The organism is Ensifer sp. SL37 (assembly GCF_026672675.1).
GTDB classification, from domain to species: domain Bacteria; phylum Pseudomonadota; class Alphaproteobacteria; order Rhizobiales; family Rhizobiaceae; genus Ensifer; species Ensifer adhaerens.
In genome coordinates this window covers 626,727-646,001 of sequence record NZ_JAPPRN010000002.1, presented here as the reverse complement: position 1 = coordinate 646,001, position 19,275 = coordinate 626,727, and the positions used below count along the sequence as shown (strand labels likewise).

At 59.4% G+C, this 19,275-nt stretch carries 12 protein-coding genes, 2 pseudogenes and 1 other annotated feature; of the genes and pseudogenes, 6 read left to right on the top strand and 8 right to left on the bottom strand.

Translation table 11 applies throughout. The features are described 5' to 3' along the window. Window positions 1-26: 26 nt before the first annotated feature. Window positions 27-1,729, top strand: a protein-coding gene (gene tnpC / locus OVA00_RS10940) for an IS66 family transposase (protein ID WP_268088846.1) whose coding sequence is annotated in 2 segments (ribosomal slippage) — window positions 27-797 and window positions 800-1,729 — 1,701 coding nt in all. Because the reading frame shifts where the segments join, the coding sequence is not laid out codon by codon here. On the opposite strand, the gene OVA00_RS10935 is transcribed toward tnpC, so the two are convergent. From OVA00_RS10935 to OVA00_RS10905, 7 genes are all read right to left on the bottom strand, one after another. Continuing rightward, complete coding sequence (locus OVA00_RS10935; RefSeq protein ID WP_192439505.1) at window positions 1,710-1,943, bottom strand: DUF6429 family protein; 234 nt, start codon at window positions 1,941-1,943, stop codon at window positions 1,710-1,712. The two genes, tnpC and OVA00_RS10935, sit on opposite strands and share 20 nt — an antisense overlap. Window positions 1,944-2,738: 795 nt before the next feature. Continuing rightward, window positions 2,739-4,910: a cellulose biosynthesis cyclic di-GMP-binding regulatory protein BcsB gene (locus OVA00_RS10930; RefSeq protein ID WP_268088845.1), complete on the bottom strand. Its 2,172-nt coding sequence runs from the start codon at window positions 4,908-4,910 to the stop codon at window positions 2,739-2,741. A 140-nt stretch (window positions 4,911-5,050) separates the two neighbouring features. Further along, window positions 5,051-7,222, bottom strand: coding sequence for a UDP-forming cellulose synthase catalytic subunit (bcsA, locus tag OVA00_RS10925; RefSeq protein WP_442780487.1), 2,172 nt, complete (start codon window positions 7,220-7,222; stop codon window positions 5,051-5,053). Between the two features lie 788 nt (window positions 7,223-8,010). Next, complete coding sequence (locus OVA00_RS10920; RefSeq protein WP_268088843.1) at window positions 8,011-9,201, bottom strand: HlyD family type I secretion periplasmic adaptor subunit; 1,191 nt, start codon at window positions 9,199-9,201, stop codon at window positions 8,011-8,013. Continuing rightward, window positions 9,198-11,408, bottom strand: coding sequence for a type I secretion system permease/ATPase (locus OVA00_RS10915; RefSeq protein ID WP_268088842.1), 2,211 nt, complete (start codon window positions 11,406-11,408; stop codon window positions 9,198-9,200). The genes OVA00_RS10920 and OVA00_RS10915 overlap by 4 nt, the downstream gene beginning before the upstream one ends. Then, window positions 11,405-12,850 (bottom strand): TolC family protein, encoded by a 1,446-nt coding sequence (locus tag OVA00_RS10910; RefSeq protein ID WP_268088841.1) that lies wholly within the window; start codon window positions 12,848-12,850, stop codon window positions 11,405-11,407. The genes OVA00_RS10915 and OVA00_RS10910 overlap by 4 nt, the downstream gene beginning before the upstream one ends. Before the next feature lie 640 nt (window positions 12,851-13,490). Further along, window positions 13,491-14,591: a hypothetical protein gene (locus tag OVA00_RS10905; protein WP_268088840.1), complete on the bottom strand. Its 1,101-nt coding sequence runs from the start codon at window positions 14,589-14,591 to the stop codon at window positions 13,491-13,493. Between the two features lie 287 nt (window positions 14,592-14,878). On the opposite strand from OVA00_RS10905, the gene tnpA reads away from it, so the two are divergent. From tnpA to OVA00_RS10890, 3 genes and pseudogenes are all read left to right on the top strand, one after another. Beyond that, the gene (tnpA, locus tag OVA00_RS10900; RefSeq protein WP_268088839.1) at window positions 14,879-15,349 is read left to right on the top strand and encodes an IS66-like element accessory protein TnpA; all 471 of its coding nucleotides are present in this window, start codon (window positions 14,879-14,881) and stop codon (window positions 15,347-15,349) included. Further along, the gene (gene tnpB, locus OVA00_RS10895; protein WP_268088838.1) at window positions 15,346-15,723 is read left to right on the top strand and encodes an IS66 family insertion sequence element accessory protein TnpB; all 378 of its coding nucleotides are present in this window, start codon (window positions 15,346-15,348) and stop codon (window positions 15,721-15,723) included. Before tnpA ends, tnpB begins: the two co-directional genes overlap by 4 nt. 27 nt (window positions 15,724-15,750) lie before the next feature. Next, window positions 15,751-16,320, top strand: a pseudogene (locus tag OVA00_RS10890) (IS66 family transposase zinc-finger binding domain-containing protein); the annotation flags it as partial. 221 nt (window positions 16,321-16,541) lie between these two features. Here the strand turns inward: OVA00_RS10890 and OVA00_RS10885 are convergent. After that, complete coding sequence (locus OVA00_RS10885; RefSeq protein WP_268088880.1) at window positions 16,542-17,348, bottom strand: IS110 family transposase; 807 nt, start codon at window positions 17,346-17,348, stop codon at window positions 16,542-16,544. A gap of 16 nt (window positions 17,349-17,364) precedes the next feature. Here OVA00_RS10885 and OVA00_RS10880 point away from each other — a divergent pair. Both OVA00_RS10880 and OVA00_RS10875 read left to right on the top strand, forming a co-directional pair. Further along, window positions 17,365-17,991, top strand: a pseudogene (locus OVA00_RS10880) (transposase); the annotation flags it as partial. A gap of 53 nt (window positions 17,992-18,044) precedes the next feature. Beyond that, window positions 18,045-19,273, top strand: a protein-coding gene (locus OVA00_RS10875) for an IS3 family transposase (RefSeq protein ID WP_268088781.1) whose coding sequence is annotated in 2 segments (ribosomal slippage) — window positions 18,045-18,339 and window positions 18,339-19,273 — 1,230 coding nt in all. Because the reading frame shifts where the segments join, the coding sequence is not laid out codon by codon here. Next, window positions 18,326-18,442 (top strand) — a sequence feature (AL1L pseudoknot). (Overlaps the previous gene by 117 nt.) Window positions 19,274-19,275: the final 2 nt, after the last annotated feature.

Here is a 19,275-nt window from a genome sequence, read left to right as displayed (position 1 = left end):
TTGAATGAATCTGATCGAATGGCTTCATGACTTCGAAGCCTGTGGATCTTCCTGCGGACTTTGCGAGCGCCTATCTGGCGCTGCTTTCCGAGCGTGAGATGTTACAGGCTGAACGTGATGTCGTTGTCGCCGAGCGCGACACCGTCGTCGCTGAACGGGACATTGCGGTGGCGCAAGCCGCCAATGCGCAGGCCATGTTGTCGGACAGCGAGGCTTTGATCGCCAGTCTGGAACTGGCGATCGAGAAGCTGAAGCGCGAGCTGCGCGGCCGGGGTTCCGAGCGCACGGCGCGCCTGATCGACCAGATGGAATTGCAGCTCGAAGAGCTGGTAATGGCGGCGTCGGAGGATGAAGCCGCAGCGCAAGCGGCTGCCGCCAAGACCGCGAGCGTGCGTTCGTTCACGCGCAAACGGCCGCTGAGAAAGCCGTGGCCGGAGGATATCGAACGCGAGCGCGTGGTGATCGATCCCCCGACCACCTGTGCCTGCTGCGGTGGCTCGCGCCTGTCGAAACTGGGCGAGGACGTCACCGAGACGCTCGAGGAGGTTCCGCGCCGGTTCAAGGTGATCGAAACCGTACGCGAGAAATTTAGCTGCCGGGACTGCGAGAAGATCAGCCAGGCGCCGGCACCCTTCCATGCCACGCCACGCGGCTTTATCGGTCCTCATCTGCTGGCGACGATCCTGTTCGATAAGTTCGGCATGCATAGCCCGCTCAACCGCCAGAGCACCCGGTTCAAATGCGAGGGCATCGAGCTTTCGACCTCGACGTTGGCCGACCAGGTCGGGTATGGAACGGTACCGCGCTCCTGCCGATCTTTGATCTGATCGAAACGCATGTCTTCGCGGTAGAGCGGCTTTTTGGCGACGACACCACCATTCCCATCCAGGCCAAAGACAAATGCACGACCGGGCGAATATGGACGTACGTGTGCGATGACCGGCCCTACGGCGGCGCGGCAGCGCCGGCGGCCATATACTATGCGTCGAGCGACCGCCGCGGCGAGCATCCGCAGAAGCACCTGGCCGCGTATGGCGGCATTCTGCAGAGTGATTGTTACAATGGCTTCGAGCCGCTCAGTGTCGCCGAAAAGAAAGCGGTGCCGATCACCTTCGCCTTTTGTCATGCGCACGCGCGGCGCAAATTCTTTGAACTGGCCGACATCCAGAAAAATGCCCGCGACCGCAAGCGCAAGGGCAAGCCAATCTCGCCGATCGCATTGGAGGCCGTCCAACGGTACGACGCGCTGTTTGAGATCGAGCGCGACATCAATGGATTGAGCGCCGCAGAACGACTGGCCGCGCGGCAGGAAAAGAGCAAGCCGCTGTTCGATGACATGCACGCGTGGCTGAAACGGGAGCGCGCCTCGCTCAGCAAATCGTCCGAGGTGATCGAGCCGATCGATTACATGCTGAAGCGCTGGGATGGCTTTGCCCGTTTCCTCGACGATGGCCGGATTTGTCTCACGAACAATGCGGCCGAGCGCGCGCTGAGAGGAATTGCCCTCGGGCGTCGAAACTGGACCTTCGCCGGCTCCCAGCGTGGGGCCGATCGTGCCGCCATCATGCTCTCCGTCATCACGACTTGCCGTCTCAACGACGTCGACCCAAAGGCGTGGCTCGCCGATGTGTTTAGCCGCATCGCCGATCTTCCCGTCTCCCGCCTGCACGAACTGCTGCCGTGGCAATGGAAGACACACAAAGGGACGGCTATTGCGGCGGTCGCGTAAACAGCTCCCGGAACAATGCTTCCGAACGCGCCAAGCCTTCATCGGTCAGGATCAATGACTTCGACTTGTTGACTGGGTCGCCGATCAAGCCCTTCTTGTGAAGCCGATCCGTCGTTGCCCAGTCGAAGCCCTTCCAGGCACAGCGTTCGTTATGCAGCGTCAGCCATAGCAGCGCCAAAACCGCATCGTCGATCTTGTCCTCATCGATCTCCATGAACCCACGTTACCACGCGCGGCGCTCAAAATCCTGCGGCCCTGCTCGGATGGATACGACAAAGACGGCGCGGGCGAAAGTCGATCTTTTGTCGCCGAGAAGACTGTCCGGGATTTACCGAAATCGCTGTCCGGGAATTAGCGAAATCCCTGTCCCGGATTTAGCGAAAACGCTGTCCGCGATTTAATGGAGCCGCTGTCCGCGAATTACCGAAACCCGCAGTCGCCTTTGCCGAGCATCGCGGAGAGCATGTCATAACGACGGCGATCGTGCAGGTGTGGGCGCTACGGGCACCTTCACTTGAACAACGTCGCAACCGCCTGTTGGCGGTACGTCGCTTCGCGCTCTCGCTGCATGCCGAAGATCCGCGCCATGAAGTTCCCTCCGCTGATCTGTTCGGCCGCGCCAGTCGCAAACGCCGCACGCCCTATATCTACAGTCCCGGGGAGATCCGACGGCTGATCGACGCCGCTCAGCGACTTGGCCCCGCCTGTAGCCTTTCATTGTCTCCGACAGAGGCAAAATAGTCGAGCGCCGTCTCGTCAACTGCGGACAACCCGGGCTCTATGGTCTCTGCCTCGAAGTGAGCACGCTTAAGCGGCTGGACCCCACCGTGCTGACGTGACACCGGCACATTCAGGTCATTGGCATAGGCACTTGCTGCGACCGCGATCAAAATGTGTGCGGCGGCGGCAATGACGCGTCGCCCACGGCACATCGTTGACTTCCAACGCCAGTCGAGCAGGCTGAGATCGGTCCCCCTGGCCAACGCGAGCAGGTGAAGGACCCATGGCATCATTGGCCGCGACCGGAATTCGCGATCACAGTTGCGGTCGCAAGCCCGAAAAAGACAGCCATACCGACAAGGAATGCCGAGTAGAGCAGGATATTGTTTGAAAGCCAGTTGGCCGCAACCAACCGAAGATTTTGAAAGGATGGCGGTTGCGTGTTGACGAACTCCACTCTCTGAGCTTCGACATTTACGATCTTGTCCCCCTCAGGTTCATAGCTCGAGATACGGCCAGAAACCTTCGCCCATCTGGAGGGCTCCACGATCATTGAAACGCCAGATTTGATGAGAGCCGACGTCGGCGCGGTAACCACAGTCCAGGTAGCGTCCCCCTTTGGCGCGGCGGCCTGAGCCAGAAGGAGGCTTGAGGCCGCTGGTGGAGCGATGATCGTCTGCGCGCTCGGCACTGGGTTCAGCGAGCTCACTGATACGTCGAAGCGACGCTTCATCCACTTTTCAAGGGACGCGAGTGGATCTTGCCACACGTCTTCACTCAGGCGCACTTGCCAAGCTTCAAAGGTTATGTGCGTTCCTTCGCCCACTGCCCTTTCCACGTTGCGTCCCCATGACAGCTGACTGCGTGTATCAATTCCGAGTTGCTCCAGGACGACTTTCGGAAGTTGTGACAATGAACCGACGAGAATGGCGTTTCTCGCGCTCGCCTCAAGCGGAGACGCGATCATCTCAAGGTCGATTGGCCTACCCATTGAGACCGCTAGCCTTGCAACAAATGTCGCGGCCGCCGACAGAGTGTCTGGGTCGAGACCGCCGGCATAAAGAGCGATCGGCGCGGTTCCTGCGTCGTAAGGATATCCGGTCCCGATCGTTGCTGCGAGGTCGGGGCGTCTCCCAATTCGGGCATAGTCTGGAATGGCAAGCTCAGAGCTCTCAAACAGCGCAAAGAGAGGCGCCCTGGAGGCCTCGCCCGCGGGCAGGCATTCCTCGTCGGCTTGTGTCAGAAGGACAGCTTCCAGTTCGACATGATTTACGCCTGGCTGGAAATGGCGAAGCGTCAGCTTGATTGGAAGGTGCCTGATAATACCGCCAGAATCGATCGGCATCGTCGACGCAATGTTGCCGTTGACATAGACATCGATCCTGCTTCCCGGTTTAACGACATTGGCGTAGGCCGCATCGAGATAGATCACGGCCTCGCCATAGGCATTGGCATAAAAGTCTGCGGGAACAGCAACGGTAAAACCCGTGCGAAAACGGCGCCCCGAGAACTCGCTCGTCTCGACGCCCAGTCGTGAGAATGGCAGTGTCTCGCCACCATTCACCAGGGGCGCATCCGTCAACCAAGAATGCCCGATATTCAAAGGATCGCGCGCAGCGCCGGCTGGACGCTCAACCAATTCGGCAACTATCTCGATAGCCTCATTGACGGCCTGCCAATGCGGTCCTGTAACGAGGAGCACCTGCGGGCCGTCAGGACCGACTTGAACGAACTTCGCCACGGACGTAGCGAACGCCTCCTTGGGAAGATCATGGAGCAAGGGAGCGAGTTCATCGGATGAACCGACGAGAACTGTCAGCTCTCCCGGCTGGCCGAGGACCGGCATATCGCGCCGTAGCTCGACAACCTGGTTTGGCATCCGGCCCAACAAGGCGAGGCTCTGTACGAGCCTCATCATGTGAGCGGCCTGCCTGAACTGCCCCATTGCAGGAGCGATCACATTAAACCGGGTGCTGCCCGATTTGCCGGACCCGACAGCTTGAATGTCTTCAAGCGCTGTCAATCGCGTGTCGGTTTTCGAGCGCATCCCTATAAATGCGGTAGCCGGGGCTATGTTCGTCCAGAGCTCGTAAGTCGATTGGACCGTGCAATCGGTACGGTGGCGTTGTCGCGCGCGAAGGCGAATTTCGTTCGACCCTGCCCGCAGAAGTCCCGCAGGAACCGCGTAGCTGATCGACTTTGGCGCGTCAGCAGATCCAATTGCCGTCTCTCCGACGAGCACGCCATTGACGACCAGGGAAAGGACGGAGCTTTCGGGCGCAACGACGATCGCGTTCTGATAGGCAAATGTGATCCTGTCGGCAGCGGCCGCCTGCGCAAACGTCAGATAGATCGGCCAAGCACTTTGCGCCAATTCGCCGCTCAAGGTCAGCATTTCATGCGGCAGGATGTAGCGTCGCGGTTCCTCGCTGTCGCGACGACTTGCCGTGCTTTCACCCATGAGTGCGTCCGTGCCTCCCAGAGGGTGGCCGTGGAAAGCGTTGCGCTCCGGCGGCCGTTCGCCCGTCATGTCGAAGGGGGCGCCTTGTGACGCCGCCGTTCCATGTACCAGAAGCATCGTCGCTAGAAACATCATCCTCATCATTGGGTTGCACTTCCCTTGGCACCAATTGCACGTAGCAAATAATGGAAGCCTCGCCCTGTTTGATAAAAAGCCAGCCTTAGGAACCAAAGCGTGCCGCGCACCAGACCTGGATTACCGCGTCGCGCTTGTTGAAACTCGGTCCATTGCCGAGAATTGGCAAAAATCAAGTCCGCCACCAGGCGATAGTGGCTTGCGGTTTTGGGCACATACCGCAAGCCGAGAATTGAAAGGTCCTTCGTCTTTTCGAAGTTGCGTACGAGTACCGGCAGAACCTCGGGCGTTCCGTCTCCACTGTTCGTAACGAAGCGGATCTCCCCTTCAGCGTCGATGGCAACATCTTGGTTCGGAAATCCGTAGATCTGTATTCTGGCGCCACTCGCTGAGACATCGTCCACCTTCGCAGGAAGCCAATTTCGCCCCATCCGGAACTCACAGCGGCGGTTCACTTTGACCCTACGCGACAAGGTGAGTTCGCTTCGCTCCGCCACGACGCCAAGTGAGCAACCGGCCATGACGAGATTGAGCAGGTTCCAACCACCCACCACGATTGTAACATCGGCCTTGTAAGGTTGGGCGTAGAGCCGGTAGATCGTGGCGGCGAAAGCCGCTGTCAGGACAGCGAAGACAACGAAAAATGGCCAACTGATCTCCGACAACCGGTCTTTGAGGATCGACTCGTCCTTTGCAGTAACCCGAAATGTCGGCTTTCGCGGACTGACCAAGACCGAAATTACAGCGGGAAGCAGATGCAGTGTCTGAACATACTCATAAAGCTGAGAGATCCACGGCCAGCGGAACGGACCGTAGAGATAATTCTGCATCGTCATGTTCACCAGCATGTACCCGAGGGTATACGCGACGAACTCGTCGCCCGAGGCTGTGAAAATTTGAAGACCAAAGAAAAGATAAAAGAGGGGCGCTACCAGGAAGGTCATCCGTGAGAAGGGAAACAACCAAAAAAGCATTGATGAGAGGTAGCAAAGCCTCTGCGAGAGTGACAGGCCGCGCTTGATGAGCGGCGATCGCAGCAGGAGGATCTGCAACATGCCCTGGGCCCAGCGACTTCGCTGACCGATAAAACTCGCAAAGGTCGCTGGTTGAAGTCCCGCCACCAGGGGCCGGTCCACATATACGCTGTTCCAGCCACGCGCATGAAGCGTCAAGGCGGTCTCGCAATCCTCGGTCACGCTCATGCCGCTGAAACCGTTGACCTCGTCGAGCGCTTCTCGCCGCAGGACGGCTGCCGAACCACAAAAGAACGCAGCATTCCACTTGTCGAGGCCGCGTTGAATGATGCCGTAAAACATCTCGTTCTCGCTCGGCATCTTCTCGAATGTGTGCAGATTGCGCTCGATCGGATCGGGGTTCAGGAAGAAATGCGGTGTCTGCACCAAGAACAAGCGAGGATCGTCGTCAAAGTAACCAACCGTCTGGAGCAGGAAGTCGCGGGCCGGGGCATGATCTGCATCAAAAACCGCGACCAATTCGCCCTTCGAATGCTTCATTCCGTTATTAAGGTTCCCGGCCTTGGCATGCTCGTTGCGCGCACGCGTCAGGTATTGGACACCCAGGCCCGCGCACAGCGCTTCAAGAGCAGTACGGCGCTCGGTTGCGTGCCTCGCCTCGACAAGGTTCTCGGACTCACGCTTCTGGTCGGTGCCACCGTCATCAAGCAGCCACACGGTGAAGCAGTCGGAAGGGTAGTCCAGGCTTTTGGCCGCAGCGAGCGTGTTGGCAAGTAGCTCCGGATCCTCGTTGTAGCTTGGGACAAAGACGTCGACCTTTGGGCAATTGCCTGACGGCGCCCCCCTTAGGGGCCGCGCTGGAAGCGGCATCGCGACGACGAACAAGCTCAGGACGAGCATGGTTACGCCATACATCTCGGCGAGATAGAGCAGGAACGCAGGAATGAAGTTTTGCCACTCATGGGCAGGCGGCAGTGTGGCGGTGGTGCGCCAGTACACGTAGCGAAGAATTATCGCCGTTCCAAAAGCCAGCGCGACGGACCGCCATTTTCCGTCCGTGTCCACAAGCTTGATGGCACCCATGAGCGCCGCAATCACCAGACTTGCGGCAAACTGCGTCTGAAGACTGATTGGCAGCGTAATAAGCGCGAGGAAACCAAGTGATACAAAAACCCACAGAAAGATCGTGAGGGCACGAACCAGCATCTTCATCGCAGTAAGACCGCTTTGCTAAAGGTGGTCATTCGCACGCTCCCCCCCAGCTCCGAACCATCTCAGCTCGTTGACGATGAACAGATCAGCCTCCAAATCGCACTTATCCTTCGATGGAACGAACATTGCCGGCGGCGCGCACGCACTTCTGGTCCCTACGATCGCGGTCGCTGGAAATCCGTGACACGACAGGGCCAGGGACTTATCGAGAAGCATGCAAGACACGCCAGCGTGACTATCAACACAATGAGCACGGCAGCCTTTGACGGACATCGATAACGTGGACACAGACAACACCACGGTACGGCGCGAGCTGCTTGCCCCTTGCAACACGGAAGACTAGAGCTTTCAGTCTAAACGCGATTTTCCGTTAAGGGCAAATAAGCGGCGCTCGGTTCAATGGCCCAGTGATCGGTGAGCAGGATGGTCGAACAATCTCTCATCTGAGATAAGTATGTTCTCGTAGCCCGTCCGATCTGACGACGGGAACAGTCGCCCGGCGTGGACGTGCACGTGGCAATCCATGGATCATGACCGCAGTCCCAAGCATACACGCGGGCGGTCGCACCACACTCGTTATGCGATCGGGTCCGCGTTGTCTTCCGGTGATCCTTGGAGCGCCCAACAGACATGTCACTTCCGACGTCGAAACGATCATGAAGAAATGCGATCGGAAGGAGGCGGCCAGGTTCGGCTGACCTCCGAATAGGTCGAGCCATACCATGGCACGACCAACTGCTTATGGTCCTGCCGCAATTTCGCCGCCTCTCGCGCTGCCGTCAGCGTTCGTGAAACGCATCCGTCGCTTTCAAGATAGGCTTCAGCAAATACTCAAGAACAGTCTTCTTGCCCGTCTGCACGTTCACCTCTGCGACCATCCCGGGCTTGATGGGAAGAAGGCCGTCGGGGCCTTCAAGCGCCGCACTGTCTGTGAGCACGCGAATGCGATAGTAGGGCTGCGGATCCTTGCGCTTTTCGTCAAGGATCGTATCGGCGCTGATGAATACGAGTTCCCCCGTCAGCATGCCGTAGATCGTGTAGTCATAAGCTGTGATCTTAACGGTTGCAGGCTGCCCCGGATGAAGAAAGGCGACATCCTGCGGGCGAACTTCCGCCTCGACATAAAGCCGGTCTTCGAGCGGAACGATCTCCATGATTTTCTGCCCGGGCTGCACCACCCCGCCTTTTGTCGTTATTTCCAGGTTCTTGACGATGCCTTTCACGGGCGACTTCAGAATCGTCTGATCGAGAGAATCACGACGCTGAACGCGCTGTTGGGTCACACTTGCAAGTTCAGCACCTTTAGCCGAGATCTGCTCATTCACGTCCTGAAAGTACTTGTTATTGAACTCGGTTAGTTCCCCGTTGATATCAGCCATCCCCCGCTCCAGTTCAATCTGCTTGACCTGACCTGTGGCGCCGCTTTTTACCAGCGGACGGACGAGATCCAGCTCCTGCTTGACGATGGCTTTGCGTTCCTGCAGGGAGGCGAGGCCCTCCTTGAAGTGGCGACGCCGGGCTGCAAAGAGCTCTTGCTCAACTGTGACGATATCCGTGACCCCGACAACGTCTTGCCCGAAGTCTATTTTATCGGCTTGGGCAAGTTCGGCGCGCAGCCGGTCGAGTGTCGCCTCGAGCGCCACAGACTGTCCTTTAAGATCCTCATAGGCGGCACGTGCACGGGTATCATCGATGATTGCAAGCGTCTCACCCGCTGCAACCTCCTGCCCTTCGTAGACCTCGATGTGCTCGAGGATACCACCTTCCAAACTCTGAATAATCTGGCCGCGGCTTAAGGGTACGACCTTGCCTTGACCGCGCGTGAGTTCGTCCAACGGAGCATTGCTGGCCCAAATGAGAAACGTGCTGACGACAAGAAAGATCAGGCATACGAGAAGACGGCTCCTCCTCCTGTCGAACTTGCCCGAAAGCTGCCAGATACCCCCCCGCTTCATCGGCCGCACCTTCATTGATCGCTTTCCTTCTTGCTCCGAGCGGTCTGTGCCGCAGACGAGGGCGCACCTGCGAGTGCCTCCAGCACATTTTGTTTCGGCCCGTCGGCAACTACGGTACCTGCGTTCAAGACAAGTGCGCGTTCAGCGAGCGCAACGACCGGCTGCCGGTGAGTGGAAACAATCAAGGTGCGACCCTCCGACCATCTCTTCAGGTTCTCTATGAGTTTCAGCTCCAGAGCGTGGTCGAGCGCTGCCGTCGGTTCGTCCAGAAGCACGATGCGAGGATCGCGCAACCAAACCCGTGCCAGTGCAATGCATTGGCGCTGGCCCCCTGAGACACCTGTGCCCCCCTCCCCTATCATCCGGTCAAGCCCAAGCGGATGCTCGATGACGAGCCGCTCTGCTCCGGCAAACGTCAGCGCTTCGAGCAGCTCTTCGTCAGGCTTGCTTGCGAGCCCAAGGGTCAGGTTCTCGCGCAGGGTCCCGTGAAAGAGGCGTACGTCCTGCGGCAGATAGGCAATCGCCCGGCGCAGATCCGCTGGGTCAATTTGTCGGATATCGGTGCCATCCAGTGCAAGTTGTCCCTCGATCGGATGGCTGAGTCCGGCAAGAAGCCTGAGCAGCGTCGATTTTCCCGAGCCGATCGTACCGAGAAGTGCAATTCTGTTGCCACGCTCAATCGCAAGAGACGGTATCTTGAGGGCCGCACCGCCGTCGCGATCATATCCAAAGGTAATGCCTTCGAAACGATAGTCACCGCAAAGCGATGGCCGGTGCACGAAGGTGCGCCCGACCGGTCTGTCCGCCGGCACGGACATGATCTGCTCCAATCCGGCAAGCGCTGCCCGCATCTGCTGCCAGCGCGCAAGTATCCCAGCCAATTGGGTCAGCGGCGCGATGGCGCGGGAGGCAAGCATTGAACAGGCGAGCAAGGCGCCGGTCGATAGTTCGCCTTCGGCGATCCTGTAGACAGCCACCACAGTGACCGCCACATACGACCCCTGCTGCACGGCGCTCGCGAGGTAGCTCAAACTACCCGAGATCCCGCGAACCTGCATGCTTTTGCCGGCAAGAAGTGCAGAATATTCCTCCCACATCCGCTGGAAGCGGCTTTCTCCCTGCAGCGATTTTACAGTCTCGATACCGGACATCGCTTCGAGAAGGAGGCCATTTCGCACCGCTCCTTCTCGCAGATGCTGGCGCGAAGCCCTCGAAAGCGGCCATTGCGCAATCAATCCGGGGATCACGATAAGTGGGATTGCCGCGAGCAGCACATAGGCCACCGGTCCGCCAATGATCCAGATGATAAATATGAAGAGGAACACGAAGGGCAGGTCACTCAACGCGCCAATTGTCGTCGACGTGAAAAAGTCACGCACGGCATCCAGTTCGCGAACCTGACTGGTAAAGGCCCCTGTCGATTTGGGCCGCGCATCAAGCCTGAGACCGAGCGCCTGTTCGAATACACGCGCCGAAAGCACAAGATCGAGCTCACGGCCGGTTGCATCCATAAGATGGCTTCGGGCGACCCTGACCACGGCCTCAAGTGCGATCGCCAGGCCGACGCCGGTTGCAAGAACCCACAGGGTCTCAAACGCGAGATTGGGCAACACGCGGTCAAACACGTGGCGGGAGAAAAAGGCGGTTGCGATCGCCAAGACATTGGCGAGTGACGCTGCAATCGCAATTTCGAGGAAATGCGGCCAGTGCCGCCTGACCTCACCCCAGAACCAATGCTCATGGGGATCGGCAGCAAAATTTCCCGCACGGCTGTCCCGTCGCGGCGCCGGCGCAACCAGGACGGCCGTTCCTGAATAGTCAGCCTCTAAGGCTTCGGCGTCGAGGAGAAGCTCAAGCGTTGGCATCAAGGGGTAGACGACCTTGTAATGCGCGCCCTGGCGTTCGACGAGGATCGCGATCCGGCCGTCGGTGAGTTCCAGCATGAGTGGCAGAAACTCGTTTCGGATCTCGCTGAGCGCAACCTTTTGAGCGCGGGCATCGAGATCGGCGCGCTTGGCTGCTCGATCGACGATGTCGAGTGTGAGTTTTCCGTCTTTGAGGGGCAGGCCTGCGGTCAGTTGCGCGGCACTGGCGGTTCGGTCATGCATCTGGCACAGCAGCAACAAGCCTTCGAGCACCGGATCGGTAGGTGCGACTGGCCTTGGCCCCCTCCGGGCGCTGTCGTTGCCTTCGGGTCGCTGCGCGATCAAAGCCTGTGTCATCCTTGTTTCTCCGGTTGCGCTGTCGGCTTGGGCTGCGCTATCTGGTCTTGCGCAGGCCTTTTCTCACCCATGAGTTTCTCGAGAAGAACGCCAAGAGCTTCCGCAGCCGAATATTGCAGATTGAAGTAATCGTATTTCGCCGTGATCAACGATCGTTCGATGCGAACGACATCGCCCTGCACCGTCACGAGGTCGGTCAAGGAGCGCTGATTGAGCTTGAACTGCTCTTCGTAGGTGGTGCGCAACGCCCTGGCGCTTTCCAATTGCTTCGCCAAAATCGTCTGACGCTCTTTAAGCGCAGGCGCCTGACTTTGGAACACTGCCACCCTTTCGGTCGCCTGCCGGCGTTCGGCGTCAGCCGCCGATCGGGCGCTATCGGACGCCAGCTCCGCCGCCTCGACGCGCATCAGGTTGCTGGCGCCGTTGTAGGTCGGCGTCTTGCCGCGCAATCTCGCCCCGACAACCAGCCCGCCGAAATTATCTTCGCTGCGAACGAACGCTTCGCCCGCAAGCGTTGGGTAAAGCTCTGCCTGGGCGGTCTTGGCGGCATGGCCGGCAGCCTCGCCCCTTGCAAGCAGCGCGACCACGGCCGGCGCTGCATCGACGGCTGCGCGCAGATCCGAGATCTTGCCAAGCTCGATCACCGGAAGGCTCGCAAGCGTGCCGGGCTGAGTGCCGACCCGGGTCGCATAGACGCTGCGCGCCTGCACCAGTGCGCCGTCGGCTTCTTCCAGCGTCGCGCCGGCTTCTCCGACATGAACGTTGGCAAACTCGACATTGCTCTTGTCGCCAAGCCCACCTTGCGCCAAGCCCTGCGCCAGCTCGGCGATGCGCTCGAGTGCACTGAGATTGTCTTTTGCAAGCGCCAGCAGCGCCTCTGACCGGATGACACCGATATAGGCTTGCGCCGCCTCCAGAGCGACGCGTTCGCGCTCAACCGCAAGCTCCTCTTTGCTTGCCGTCTCCAGTGCCCGCGCCTTGGCGACATCCGCTTTCGTGCGCCCCCAATCAAGCAGCGGCTGGCTGACGACGAACTCGGCGTCGGCCGCACCATCGTCTCCAAGATCGCCGGTGCCGTAAACGCTTGGCATATAGCCGGAACGCGCGATGCCGACATTGACGCCGGCCAGCTGCAGGTTGCTGGAGGCGCTCTTGATGCGCTCGTTCAGCGCCAGGGCGGCTGCGACCGTGCCAGGCAAGGTGCCGGGAGCCTTTGCGGCCAACATGCCATATGCGCCCGCAGGTCCTGAACCGGGCTTTGCAGCGCCCGCAGGCGACACCGACCCGACGTGTTCGGCGCCGACCTTGCCCTGCCCGCCCTTTGCACCGGCAGCATCGCCTGATTGCACGACGGACGTACAACCGGCTGAAGCAAGCACCAGGCAGGTGAAGACGGCATAGCCGAGCTTGGCTGGCGCTGCGGAAGATCCGAAGAAAGTCATAGCGCGCCCTCACGCGGATAGGCGCAGGGTGCGCTCAGGGTTGCACCACAGTGGACTTTACCGTGAATGACCAGTCGGCAGCCGACGGCATTGCGCAAGCGGAACCCGGGCGCGGATGTGCGGCGGCGAAACCTGGAAAAATGCGACCGCCGGATCGAAGGCCAGCCAGACCAGAAATGGGACAGGCGGAAAGAGGCATCCTTGGCGACCAGGAACACCGGGCCGAGAGATGAGAGGCTTTGCAGAAGGCATCCCGCAGCAGGCACGCCGTGCCCTTTTCCCGCAAGCACTGACTTAATTTCCATAAGAGCGTCGCATTCGTGTATTGAATTGGGCGATTCGCCCCCTCCCTTGAGAGTGGGAAGTTCATTCGCTTATACTCAAATAACGCCCATGCACCGCACGCACCCACGACGGCCGTCCAAGCCTTCCCTTTGGACCATGCGGGCAAGCAAAAAAAGGCACTTCAGGCCTGATGTCGGTTGCAAACAATGTGTGCCACACGGCCAGAACCTTGAGGCTGAGGCCAGAGCCTGCAAACCAGCTGCGACCTGACGGGTGCCATTCTGTCCTTCACATGCAGACGCCGGCGGGGACTGGCCCCGCCGGCGTCTGTCTAGCAGTTCACAAACCTCTGATCTTAGACGACGTTGACCGTGCCGAGATCCTGCTCGACCCACAGCGTTGCCGAACCGCTGGTAAAGACATCGAAGGTCTCACCATTCGACGTCACGCTTCCCCCGGCGGTAAAGCCGCTGGCGTTGAGTGTATCGCCGCGGTCACCGTGCACGATCAGGAGATTGGTGGTATCCGACATATCGAGCACGTCCTGGGCGGTGACCGAAAGCGTATTGCCGCCGGTCCCGGTGATATCGATGTGCTCGATGCCCGTGACAACACCCGATGCGATGGCATCGCTGGCAAAGTCGAGATGAAGCCCGGTCCCGTCCAGCTTCAGCGTATCGACACCGGCCTTGCCATGAATGCCGGCAAACAGCGTATCGGGCACAACGAAGATATCGTCGTTATTGCCGCCCGACAGCGTCTCCGCACCACCGGATCCGTCAATCGTGTGAAACACCGCATCATCCTTCGGGGTCAGCAGATTGCCGTCGCTGTCAAAGCGCTGCTGATAGATGTCGTAGGTGCCATATCCTGCGGCAACTCCAGTATCTGCCGTCCACGTCACGACCCAACCGCCGTCCGGCAGAGCCGCAATAGCTGGCTCGTAGCTCTGAGGATCTTGATTGGGGCTATGAGGAGCCGCAAGTATAAGCTGTTGAGTACGCGGCGTGCCTTCTGCATCGAAGGCCTGATTATAGATTGCCGAACCACCGTCCGGAAGGTACCCAACCCAACTGATAACCCAGCCGCCATCTGTTAGCCCGGTGATGTCAGCACCGCCATAGAAGTTAGTGCCTGACACCGCAAAATGCACAGGCGGCCCATCCGGAGTTCCGTCCGCGTTGAAAACCTGCCAAGCATTGAAAAATGCTTCACTCCACCCCACAATCCAGCGGCCATCCGCAAGAAGCGCGCCCTTAGGATCCTTGGATACTGCGCCATCAGGATGGCTGTCGAGGAGGGTAGCGACACCGAGGGGACTTCCATCTGCATTGTGCACCTGCTGGTACAGACCGGCTGTACCAGAAACGGTGCCTGTCCATATTGATACCCAACCCCCATCGTCGAGTGCAACTACGTCTAAATCCGCCAGGTAGGTTACGATAGTTTCTTCCACCACAGGGCCCCGCATACTCCCATCTGGATTAAATACCTGAAGTTCATAGCCAGCGACACTCCCGCCTTGGATTACAGTATCCCTCCAGGACACCACCCAACTTCCGTCTGCTAGAGCGGTTACTTCCTGCGGAATAGTCTGTGAGAAGCCAGCAGTGCCAGGGACATTGGTCACAGCGCTACGAGCTGTTCCGTCAGCATTATAAAGTGAGCGCTACGAACAGCCCACCTTTCCTTTTGTGATCGAGGCCGCGAGATAAGCTCCTTCACCGATAGGAGCGGAACGGGATGGTTGGAGATCGCGCTGATGCCATGCTTGAAATCATGGATGAAGACATGGATGAAGCCAGGCATGAGGGAAAATATCGTCGGATCGAGGTGATCACCGGTCGTCGCCAGCGGCGGAATTGGACTGACGAGGAGAAGGCGCGCATCCTTGCGGAAAGCGCGGAACCGGATGTGAACATCTCGGCCGTTGCTCGGCGCTGGGGCGTCAATCGGGGCTTGCTGAATGTTTGGCGTCGGGATGCTGGGCTGACCACTCGTCCCTCGGCCAAGGTCTGTGCGCAGCAGGCGATGTTCGTGCCGGTAACGGTGGTCGGCGATCAAGCGGCCCACCGGGGCTCTCAATCGGATGCCGCCCACTTCGCCGCAGGTCGGATTGAGATCGAGATTGCTGGCGCGCGCATGACCGTGATCGGGACGGTGGCGCCCGAGTTGGCGCAAGCGATCGTGGCGGCGTTGCGAGGGCGCCGGTGATCGCACTTTCGCCGAATGGGATGAAGATCATGGTTGCAACGCAGCCTATCGACTTCCGGCGTGGTATGAACGGCCTCGTGGCATTAGTGGCTTCGGCGCTTGCTGCTGATCCGTATTGCGGCGACGTGTTTGTGTTCCGTGCCAAGCGTCTCGATCGCCTTCGCTGCATCTATTGGGACGGATCCGGCATGATCCTGGCGACGAAATGGCTGGAGGCGGGCAAGTTTGTTTGGCCGCCGATCCGCGATGGCGCCATGCAGATGACGCGCGAAGAGTTCTCGCTTTTGCTGGCCGGTATCGACTGGACAAGGGTGACGCAGAACCCGGTAAAACGCCCCTTGAAAGTAGGTTTAACCTATTGGTTTTGCTTGTAGATTCAAGCTTGCATGGTAGGATCTGCCATGCCGCTTCCCCCCCCCGTGCCTCAGGATGCTGCGCAATTAACCCGGATCATTCTCTCGCTCGACGAGGAAAATGCCGATCTCAAAGCGCGCGTTGCCTTCCTGGAGCAGCAGCTCTTTGGGGCGAAGTCGGAGAAAATGACGACGCTCGACCCAACGCAGGCGATCCTTGACCTTGGCGATCTGAGCGACATTCCCATTGCTGCCAATGACGATGTCGCGCCGGTCAGTGAATACAAAACGCAAGCACGGCGATCGCCAGCGCGCAACATCGGACACTTGCCCAAGCACCTTCCGCGTTATGAAGAGGTCATCGAGCCGGAGAGCAAGATTTGCCCCTGCTGTTCGTTCGAACTGCATTGCATCGGCATGGATGTCAACGAGGCGCTCGACATCGTGCCTGCCGTTGTCCGGGTGAAACGGACGACCCGGCCACGTTATGCCTGCCGGGCCTGCGAGAGTGGCGTTGTGCAAGCGCCCGCGCCAGCACGCGTGATGGATGGCGGCATGGTGACCACGGCATTCGCTGCTCATGTCGCCGTTTCGAAGTTTGCCTGGCATCTGCCGCTTCTGTGATCGGGCAGGTTCTGTCAATTCGCTATCCACGAGCAGGGCCATGCTTCTGTCCGTGGTCGGCGTTGCCGCCACAAAATGCGAACTAAGGAGGCGGACGGTACAATCTCTACCCCGTGCTTGAAGCGACTCTGGCAGATGCGTACTCAGTCAACCTTCGTCCCGCTCGGGACACCGTGACCGCCTGCCTGCGTTTCAGCGGCAGACGGTAGACGCGATTAAACGAGCACTTCTTTTTCGGTCGCCCATTTGAATGGAGCTTGCGAACGCCACATGCTGTGAAGAATGACGGCGAGCTTTCGTGCAACAGCGACCCTTGCCTTTTTCATCCCGCTACGCCGGGCAACACGTAGACCCCAGTTCTTCAATGCACACCATTTCACTACTCTCCCAAGCAGTGTGGTTGCAGCCTCGTAAAGAGCGGTTCGCACGGATGCATCTCCGGCCTTGGTGACATGACCACTTCGATCAACTTGGCCAGACTGATAGCGACTGGGTGTGAGGCCAAGCCATGGTCCAACATCTTTTGAGCGTTTGAAGCGGCCGGCATCGTCAACCGCGTTCCGGAACGTCAACGCGACAATTGCACCAACGCCCGGTGCCGTCATCAACGTCTGAACGACGGGATCGGCACGAGCGGTTTCGAGCAGTTTGCGGTCGAGTGTCCGCAGCTCCTGCAGCAATACGTCGCGGATATTCAACATGCTTTCAACGAGCATTTCCAATGCCGGGATTCCGGCGGCCAATTCCCGTGCACGGCTCGACCACATCCTACGCGACACGATGCCAACCTTGAGACCAAAGTTACGCAAATTCGCGCGCATGGAATTCTCAATGCCTGTCACCTTGTCGACGATGAACCGACGGGCATTTAGGAGAGCGCGTGTCTCTTGTGCGCTAGGCGCCTTCACGTGCACATTCTTGAACCATCCGAGCCGGACAAGCGAGCTATGACGGAAACTGGGTGATGACGGTTTGATGAGGGCGGCGTATCGAGGCGGGTGACAAGCCTGCCAGAACCTCATGAAAGAGCGATACGCCATGAAGACAGATAGCACTGTTGTTTCCTTTCCGCATCCCGAGACGCTCGATGATCCCCTGACATCGGTTCTACGCGAAGGCGCGCGCCGGCTTCTGGCACAGGCCGTGGAGGCGGAAGCCGAGGCGTTTCTTGCGGCCATGGCCAGCGAACGCCTGAGCGATGGGCGGGACCGGGTGGTGCGGCACGGCCATGGGCCTGAAAGAACGATCCAGACGGGGATCGGTCCGGTTGCGGTGCGCCGCGTCAAGCTGCGCGACCGGGCTTTGGAGACTTGCGGCGAGGATCGCATCACCTTCACGTCGGCGATCCTGCCGAAGTGGGCACGACGCACGAAGAGCCTCGACGCTCTGCTGCCGGTCCTTTACCTGCGCGGCATCTCGACCGGCGATTTCCAGGAGGCGCTTGCCGCCTTACTCGGCAAGGACGCACCGAACCTGTCCCCCTCGGTGATTGGCCGGCTGAAGGAGGAGTGGCAGGCCGACTATGATCGCTGGCAACGCCGCGACCTGTCAGCCCGCCGCTACGTCTACATCTGGGCCGACGGGGTCTATCTTCAGGCACGCATGGAGGACGATGCCGCTTGCATGCTGGTCGTCATCGGCGCGACGCCGGAAGGCAAGAAGGAATGAACCGCGCCGGGTTTGTCGGAGGCTCCAACTTCTGAGAAAGTGGAGCCGATATGAGCAAGACAACCAACAAATTTTCACCGGAAGTCCGCGCCCGAGCAGTGCGGATGGTTTTGGATCACCAAGGCGAATATTCCTCGCGATGGGCAGCGGTTTCCTCGATCGCCGCCAAGATCGGCTGCACGGCGCAGACGCTCAATGAATGGGTGAAGAAGGCGGAAGTGGACGATGGTTCCCGGCCCGGACTCCCCAGCGAAGTGGCCGAGAAGATGAAGGCTCTGGAGCGGGAGAACCGCGAGCTTCGGCAGGCCAATGAGATACTGCGCAAAGCGTCCGCTTATTTCGCGATGGCGGAGCTCGACCGCCCATTGAAGCGATGATCTCCTTCATCGACGAACACCGGTCGGTATTCGGGGTCGAGCCGATCTGCAGACTGCTGCCGATTGCCCCATCAACCTACTACGAGAACGTTGCCAAACGCCTGGACGTGGACCGGTTGTCGGTCCGCGCCCGCAGCGACATTGCATTGAAGATCGAGATACGCCGTGTGTTCGAGGCGAACTTCCGCGTCTACGGCGTGCGCAAGGTCTGGCGGCAATTGAAGCGGGAAGGCTTCGATATAGCCCGCTGCACCGTCGCCCGGCTCATGCGATCGATGGGACTTCAGGGTATCATCCGGGGCAAGCCGATCCGCACGACGATCCCGGACAAGACGGCTCCCAGCCCGCTTGATCGGGTGAACCGCCAGTTCAAGGCTCCTGCGCCGAACAGGCTCTGGGTGTCGGATTTCACCTATGTCGCCACCTGGCAGGGTTTCGTCTACGTGGCGTTCGTCATCGACGCCTTCGCCCGCCGCATTGTCGGCTGGCGGGTGAGCCGGACGGCGCATGCCAGGTTTGTCCTCGATGCCCTGGAGCAGGCGCTTCATGAGCGGCGTCCCGTTCATGGCGGCGGCCTCGTCCATCACAGCGATCGCGGTGTCCAATACGTGTCGATCAAGTATTCGGAGCGACTGGCCGAGGCGGGAATCGAGCCTTCCGTCGGAAGCGTCGGCGACAGCTACGACAATGCGCTCGCCGAAACGATCAACGGTCTCTACAAGGCCGAGGTCATTCATCGGCGCGGACCATGGCGCACCTTCGAAGCGGTTGAATTCGCCACCCTAGAATGGGTCGACTGGTTCAACCATCGACGGCTTCTGGAGCCCATCGGCAACATTCCGCCAGCCGAAGCCGAGGAGCAGTATTACGCCATGCTGGACGAACCAGCCATGGCTGCATAACT

Bases quoted from the DNA above. Each gene is read 5' to 3' on its own strand.
- OVA00_RS10935 (WP_192439505.1), bottom strand. From the start codon at position 1,943: ATGGAGATCGATGAGGACAAGATCGACGATGCGGTTTTGGCGCTGCTA.
- OVA00_RS10915 (WP_268088842.1), bottom strand. From the start codon at position 11,408: ATGACACAGGCTTTGATCGCGCAGCGACCCGAAGGCAACGACAGCGCC.
- OVA00_RS10910 (WP_268088841.1), bottom strand. From the start codon at position 12,850: ATGACTTTCTTCGGATCTTCCGCAGCGCCAGCCAAGCTCGGCTATGCC.
- OVA00_RS10920 (WP_268088843.1), bottom strand. From the start codon at position 9,201: ATGAAGGTGCGGCCGATGAAGCGGGGGGGTATCTGGCAGCTTTCGGGC.
- OVA00_RS10930 (WP_268088845.1), bottom strand. From the start codon at position 4,910: ATGGGTGAAAGCACGGCAAGTCGTCGCGACAGCGAGGAACCGCGACGC.
- OVA00_RS10885 (WP_268088880.1), bottom strand. From the start codon at position 17,348: ATGAGGTTCTGGCAGGCTTGTCACCCGCCTCGATACGCCGCCCTCATC.
- tnpA (WP_268088839.1), top strand. From the start codon at position 14,879: ATGGTTGGAGATCGCGCTGATGCCATGCTTGAAATCATGGATGAAGAC.